The following is a 1,160-nucleotide window of genomic DNA, read 5'->3' on the forward strand; positions in this document are numbered from 1 at the left end:
GCCCGGCGGGACTGGGAGGACCAGGACTTCGCCCAGGTGGTCCACGACGCGGTCGAGGAGCACGCCCGCACCCCCTTCCGCGAGGAGGTCTGGCAGCAGCTCGCCGAGGGGATGCGGTTCGTCCCGGGTGACTTCGAGGACGACTCGGCCTTCGAGCAACTGCGTGCGTCGATCGACGAGTTGGACGCTTCCCGGGGTACCAGCGGCAACCACGCCTTCTACCTCTCGGTGCCGCCGAGGTTCTTCCCCAAGGTGGTGCAGCAGCTGAAGGAGCACGGGCTGGCCGACGCTCCCGAGGGATCCTGGCGGCGCGCCGTGATCGAGAAACCGTTCGGCCACGACCTGAGGTCCGCCCAGGAGCTGAACGCGATCGTCCACGAGGTGTTCGACCCGGACCAGGTCTTCCGGATCGACCACTACCTGGGCAAGGAGACGGTCCAGAACATCCTGGCGCTGCGCTTCGCCAACCAGTTGTTCGAGCCCGTCTGGAACCGGTCCTACGTGGACCACGTGCAGATCACCATGGCCGAGGACATCGGCATCGGCGGCCGGGCCGGCTACTACGACGGCATCGGCGCCGCCCGCGACGTCGTCCAGAACCACCTCCTGCAGCTGCTCGCGCTCACCGCGATGGAGGAACCCGCCTCCTTCGACGCGGACGCGCTGCTCACCGAGAAGCTGAAGGTCCTGCGGGCGGTGAGGCTGCCGAAGGACCTGGGCCGGGACACCGTGCGCGGGCAGTACACCGGTGCCTGGCAGGGCGGCGCGAAGGTGCGCGGATACCTGGAGGAGGAGGGCATCGACTCCTCCTCGAAGACCGACACCTACGCGGCGATCAAGCTGGGCATCGACAACCGCCGCTGGGCCGGCGTCCCCTTCTACCTGCGCACCGGCAAGCGGCTGGGCCGCCGGGTCACCGAGATCGCGGTGGTCTTCCAGCGGGCGCCGCACTCCCCCTTCGACACCACCGCCACCGAGGAGCTGGGCTCCAACGCCATCGTGATCCGCGTCCAGCCGGACGAGGGCGTCACGGTGCGGTTCGGCTCCAAGGTGCCGGGCACGTCGATGGAGATCCGGGACGTGTCGATGGACTTCGCCTACGGCGAGTCGTTCACCGAGTCCAGCCCGGAGGCGTACGAACGGCTGATCCTCGACGTCCT

Annotated in this window: 1 protein-coding gene; it reads left to right on the forward strand. The window is 68.9% G+C overall.

From position 1 onward, the window contains the following. Positions 1 to 1,160: glucose-6-phosphate dehydrogenase (zwf, locus tag B7L92_RS37620; protein ID WP_081241590.1), on the forward strand; the 1,160-nt coding region annotated here is incomplete at both ends.

This window comes from Streptomyces viridosporus (assembly GCF_002078235.1).
GTDB lineage: Bacteria > Actinomycetota > Actinomycetes > Streptomycetales > Streptomycetaceae > Streptomyces > Streptomyces viridosporus.